Raw genomic sequence first — 6,000 nt, 5'->3', positions numbered from 1 at the left:
GCTGGCGCTTGCGCTCGACTTGTCTGCCGTCGATGTCGAAGATGGCGACGCTGTCGCGGCGCACCACCGCCCAGTCGCCATCCTCGAGATAGGTGATCGAATTGGTGAACGGCGCCAGCGCGATGGCATCCGAACCCAGGAACATCTCGCCGTCGCCATGGCCGACGGCCAGCGGCGGGCCGTTGCGGGCGCCGACGATCAGGTCCTCATCGCCCTTGAACATGATGGCCAGCGCAAAGGCGCCTTCCAGCCGCTTCAGCGCCTGGTGCGCGGCTTCGACCGGCTTCAGCCCCTTGGTGAGTTCCCGCGCCACCAGGTGGGCGACGACCTCGGTGTCGGTCTGCGAGGAGAAGGCATAGCCGTCGCGCACCAGCTCGTCGCGCAGCTCGGAAAAGTTCTCGATGATGCCGTTGTGGACGATGGCGACGCCGTCGGAAAAATGCGGATGCGCGTTGGTCTCGTTGGGCACGCCATGGGTGGCCCAGCGTGTGTGGCCGATGCCGATCGTGCCGTCGAGCGGCTCCTCCTTGAGCCGGCGTTCGAGGTTGACCAGCTTGCCTTCGGCGCGGCGGCGGGCGAGCTCGCCATGCTCGATGGTGGCGACGCCGGCCGAGTCATAGCCGCGATATTCCAGCCGCTTCAGCGTGGTAAGGATGAGCGGCGTAACCTGCGCGTGCCCGACGATTCCAACAATGCCGCACATGGTTTTGCCCCTGCAGAATTCCGGCCATATCGCCGCAGAAGGCAAGATACCCCTCCTTGATTACGGGCTGATCGTTCATTCGAAGGAGCCTACGGCCTTAATCGCGACCAGAAACCATCGTGCTGCGAAGTGGCGTGGGTCCAGGTGGCGGAGTTTGCGTCGTTGGCCGCGTGAAGCCGCCCGACGAACAGTTCGTTCGAATGATGCGCTTCCGTCGGCCCAGGCGCATGTTGAGGCAGCCGGCAAACCAAAACACACCCAACAGCCGGTTAGGCCCGGCCGCCTGATGCCCCCCTATAAGAGGCTGTCGGGCCGCTTGATCTGTCTGGGGCTTGCACGCGAAAGCGCTCCCGACTGCCTCGCGTGCCGGAAAGCGAGCGGCGCTGGGATCCACGCAACGAAAAACCAGAGATGAACACGAGAAGGACCATCCGACGCAAAAGCCATCCTGGCATGGGTCACAAAGGTGGGTTGAGGTGATCGGCGACCGCCAGACCGAAGACTCGTTGCCGTTAAGGCGCTGAACCGCCGGCACCTGGCATCGTTTGATTGAACGAAGACGCCGAACTGATCTCTCGATACAGAAGGAAGCTCAGTCCGCGCCTTGCTGGGTCCAGGCATGCGGAAGGGGGATGCAGGGCATGAAGTTCAGAGATCTGATCAGACGTGCCGACAACAATGTGGAGAAGTCATTCGAGGATCTCGAAGCTGACTTGGCTGATGCCGTTGACGAGTGCCTTGGCTTGGATGACCTGTCGGCGCTGGCAATGGACGATACCGCGGACGAGCCGCCCATCCCAGACGACAACAGCGAACAAGGCGACCGCGCGCAAACCGAGGATGATGCCGGCGCCGAAGATGCCGGCACTCCCGAACCCTTGCGGCGACTGACCTCTCATACGCAGAGCCGTATGGCTGCCTTGAGTTCCTTTGACGGGCTGTTTCGCGATGCGAAGCTCCATTTCGAGGAGATCAACGCGAAACTGTCAGAGATCGCAAGCACACATCAGCTGACCTTTGAATTCTTTCACATCCTTCATGCCGACATTCTCCGCGCCAACGAACTGGAGCTGGCCAATCTAAACCTGACCGCAGAGCAAAAGAGCCTGTCGGACAAGGTCAATGACCTGACCCGAAGGCAGCATGAGCGCGAAAGCATGGTGGAGGCCCTGCAGCAGCGCGAGGCAAGCCTGGTTCAGGACGCCGAGGCGCTTCGTGGCGCATTGGCCGCGGCAAGGCTGGAGCTTGTGGAAGCCGCGAACACCAACGCCAAGAACCAAGCGGAATTCGGAGACCTCACAAACACGCTTGCCGCCGCAACCGTCGAGGCCGACAGGCGCGCGCGCGAAAACAAACTGTTGCGTGAAAAGAATGTCAGCCTGTCGATCGACCTGGAAAAGGCGCTGAAGCGAGAGGACGAGGCGCGGCACCGGCTGGACGCCTTCTCCACGATCCATGCCAACGAAGCCGCGCGAAATTCCGAAGTGCTTGGTGCGCTCGGCAAGAGCGAAAAGGAAGCGGCACGGCTCCACACCGCGCTCGAGGCCACCCAGGCGAAATTGTCGGAAGTGACGGAAACCGCCAGGATCATGGAGGCGGACAAGGATGCCGGGCTCGAACGCAGCCGTGCCGAGATCCGGGGATTGCGTTCCGAGATTCAGAACCTCCATTCGCGACTGGAGGTCGCCTCGAACGCAAACAGCGAGGCATCGGCCGAGATCGCCAGGCTCAAGCTTCAATGGAGCGACGCGGTGGCGGAAAAACAGGTGGCGGACGAAAGGTTGGCGGCCCTCACCAAGGAGGCCGAGACCGACAAGCTGAACCTTTCGAAGATAACCGCCAATTTCTCACAGCTTTCGCTGCAGCAGGCATCCGATCAGCTACAACTCGATATCCGCCGGCAGGAATGCGAAGACCTGCGGGCCGAAATTGCATCGCTCAACGCCCGGATCAGGGAACTGCTGCCCTATGAGAGGCTCCGTGGCACCACGAACGCCTTGCCGCATACGAACGATGTGGCCAAGAAGGTTCCGGTGACGGCGGAGCGAGCGGTGCGCACCGCTCGCCGTGTCCGCCGCAGGGCGCTCACCGCGTCGTAGGAGGAGCTAGCTGATCGTATTTTGCGGCTCGCTTCCAACAGTTCGTCACGTCATTGGCGGAAAGCCCTGGACATCTGATCCGTCAGCGGCTTCAGCAGATAAGACCAGACGCTGCGTTCGTCGGTGCTTATGTGAACCTCTGCCGGCATGCCAGGTTTGAGCACCTTGGCATCGGTCAGGCAGGCCGCCTTGTTCTCGACATTGATGCGCGCCGAGAAATATGAAAGCTGTTTTTGCTGATCCTTGATCAGATCCGCCGAGATGCGCTTGACCGACCCCTGGCAAGCAGGCGTGGTGCCGGCATCGAAGGCCGGAAACCGGATCGAGACGTGCTGGCCTGGACGAACGTCATCTATGCGCGAGGGGGGGATCAGCGCGTCGACGACGAGGTTGTCGGTGTCGGGGACGATCATCATGACCACCTCCCCCGGAGCGATCACTCCGCCGATCGTGTGGATAGCCGATTCCTGCACCGTTCCCGATTGCGGAGCGCGGATGTTGGTTTTGGTCAGTTCGTCTTGCGCCACGACCTTGCGCTCGCTGAGTTCGGTCTGCTTGGCTTCGGTTTCACGAAGTTCGCTCGTTACTTCACTGCGCCTTTGCTCATCCAGCTGAAGAATTTGCAGTTCGGTCTCGCTAATCTTGGCCTGTGCCTCAGCGACCGCGGCCGCCAGGCGTCCTGATTCTCCGTGCGCTCGGGTGGCATCCAATCTGATGTTGCTCAGTCGCTCCTTGGACACCAATTTTTTTGTAAAGAGCGCCTGGACATCGCCAAGATCTCCGTCGAGCAGGACCACGGACTGGTCTTCCGCGGCCTGCTGCGCCTTGAGGCCATCGATCTGGCGTTCGAGTTGGCTCGAGCGGCTTTGCAACTGTGCCTTCTGCCCCGTCAACGCCGTTGCGCGGCTTTCGAAAAGGGTGCGCTCTCCTCTGACCAGTGCAGCCAGTTCCGGGTCGCCCATCCGTTCTTGAAGGCTGGACGGAAGCTGCATTTCCGGCAGGCCTTGCCGCTCAGCCTCCAGCCGTGCAAGCCGGACGGTTGTGCGATCAAGATCCTCGCTGATTATTTGCAGGTTGGCCCGCGTCAGCGTGTCATCCAGCCTGGCCACCACATCGCCAGCCCGCACATGGTCGCCATCTTGCGCGAAGATGCCACCGATCGTGCCGCCCGTCAGATGCTGGACCTTCTTGATGTTGCTTTCGACCACCACGGTGGCAGGCGCGATCACCGCGCCGGCGATCTTGGTCAAACCGAGCCAAAGCCCGCCGCCGACAACCAACATGGCCGTGACCGCCGCGCCCAGGATCAGGTTGCCCCTGATATCATCGCGCGCCTCGACCGAATTCGCCTCGGCCCTTCGGCTCCCGTTATCGAACGGAGCATACGAAACCATCGTCGCGTCAGACATGAAACAGCACCTCACGCATGACCGCTCACCCCTTTCTGCATCGGAACAACCGACGCCTGCCGTTCGGCAGGGGTCGGGAAAGGCCGGATGACATTGGCCAGGACCTCCTCGCGCGAGCCAAAGGAGTGAAGCATCCCATTCGACATGACGAGTACCTTGTCGATATTGCTGAGGGCAGAAGGACGGTGCGCAACAATGATGACGATGCCCCCACGTCGACGCACCCCCAGGATAGCGCCGGCCAGGGCAGCATCACCGTCGACGTCCAGGTTTGAATTCGGCTCGTCAAGGACGACCAGAAATGGGTCGCCATAAAGTGCCCTGGCAAGCCCAACGAGTTGCCTCTGTCCGGCCGACAAGGCTGCCCCGCCCTCGCCTACGCGTGTTTGAAAACCATTCGGCAACCGCATGATCATCTTGTCGACGCCGGCGGCCCTGGCAGCTGCCAGCACGCCCTTGGCGTCGTCGTTGCCGCCAAATCGCGAAATGTTATCGGCAACCGTCCCGTCAAACAGTTCGACGTCCTGCGGCAGGTAGCCGACATGAGCACCAAGCTCTTCCGGGCTCCATTGGTCGAGCGAGGCTTCGTCCAGCCTTACCCTTCCGCGAAGGGGCTGCCACACGCCCACCAGAGCGCGCACAAGTGTCGTTTTTCCAGAACCGCTCGGGCCGACAATGGCCATTCCCGCGCCCCCAGACAGGGTAAAGCTGACATTGGCCACCGTCGGTTTTTGCTGGCCCGGCGGCGCTATTGTCAGGTCCTCTACCGCAAGCGCCGCCTGCGGGCGCGGCAGTTCCATGACTTCTTCATGCCCACCGACGACAGCCAGCGCCGTGGCCAGTTGGGAATAGCTTTGCCGGAAAGCCGCGAAGCCTCGCCAGTTTGCCAGCGCCGCGTCAACCGGAGCCAACGAGCGGCCCAGCAGTATCGACGATGCTATGATGACACCTGGCGACGCTTCCCCCCCGATCACGAGATAGGCGCCCAGTCCCAGAACTGAGGACTGCAAGGCCATCCGCAGCGCCCTCGAGAGGGCACCGGTGGCGCCGACAATGTCGGAAAGCCGTTCCTGGTGCGTGAGATAGGCGTGGTTGATCTCGCTCCAGCGGCGGGCAAGCCGCCCGGAAAGGCCCATCGCGCGCACAACCTCCGCGTTGCGGCGGCCAGAATCGGCAAGATTGCGTTGCGACACCAGCGTCTCGGACGCGCGCGCCGCCGATGCGCGGCCGAGGACTTCCGCTATCACCGTGAGCAGCACGACAATAATCGCGCCGCTTGTTGCCAGCAGACCGAGCGCAGGATGCAGAAGATAGATGATCAGCAGATAAAACGGTATCCACGGCGCGTCGAAGATGACGGTCGGCCCCAATCCTGAAAGGAAGCCGCGGATCTGATCCAGATCACGCAGCGGCTGTATCCGGTTCGCGTCCTGCCCGCCGATGAGCGGTAAGGACAGCGAGAGGCCGAAGACCCTTTGCTGCAGATTCTTATGGAGACGATTGCCTATTCGAACCAGGAGGCGAAGCCGCACGAAATCCAGCAATCCGTAGACCGCGTAAAGACCCAGCATTCCGATCGTGAATCCGACAAGCGTCGGAACGCTCTGCGAAGGCAGAACGCGGTCGTAGATCTGCAGCATATAGACGGAGCCGGTCAGGGCGAGAAGGTTTATGACCGCCGAGAAGACGCCGACGCCTACCAGCCCGGGCACGGCGCCGAGCATGGCGCCACGCAGATCGGGCGAACGTATCCTTCCGGAGCTCATCGCTTGCGACCTCCGGTGAGAAA

Annotated in this window: 3 protein-coding genes and 1 pseudogene; 1 reads left to right on the top strand and 3 read right to left on the bottom strand. The window is 61.9% G+C overall.

What is annotated here, in order from left to right; genetic code table 11:
- Positions 1-703: pseudogene (locus CK226_RS33470) on the bottom strand (glutamine--fructose-6-phosphate aminotransferase); the annotation flags it as partial.
- A 641-nt stretch (positions 704-1,344) separates the two neighbouring features.
- Between CK226_RS33470 and CK226_RS33465 the strand changes: the two are divergent.
- Complete coding sequence (locus tag CK226_RS33465; RefSeq protein ID WP_095790611.1) at positions 1,345-2,802, top strand: hypothetical protein; 1,458 nt, start codon at positions 1,345-1,347, stop codon at positions 2,800-2,802.
- 50 nt (positions 2,803-2,852) lie between these two features.
- Here the strand turns inward: CK226_RS33465 and CK226_RS33460 are convergent, their stop codons facing one another.
- Together CK226_RS33460 and CK226_RS33455 are read right to left on the bottom strand one after the other, a co-directional pair.
- Positions 2,853-4,196 carry an HlyD family type I secretion periplasmic adaptor subunit gene (locus CK226_RS33460; RefSeq protein WP_095776082.1) on the bottom strand — a complete coding sequence of 448 codons (1,344 nt, stop codon included), beginning with the start codon at positions 4,194-4,196 and terminating at the stop codon, positions 2,853-2,855.
- 26 nt (positions 4,197-4,222) lie between these two features.
- Positions 4,223-5,977: a type I secretion system permease/ATPase gene (locus CK226_RS33455; protein WP_095776083.1), complete on the bottom strand. Its 1,755-nt coding sequence runs from the start codon at positions 5,975-5,977 to the stop codon at positions 4,223-4,225.
- Between the last annotated feature and the right edge of the window lie 23 nt (positions 5,978-6,000).

Origin of the sequence: Mesorhizobium sp. WSM4311 (genome assembly GCF_002295115.1) — a bacterium.
Lineage (GTDB): Bacteria > Pseudomonadota > Alphaproteobacteria > Rhizobiales > Rhizobiaceae > Mesorhizobium.
The sequence above is the reverse complement of the archived record's forward strand: the minus strand, read 5'-3'. Positions and strand labels throughout refer to the sequence as shown.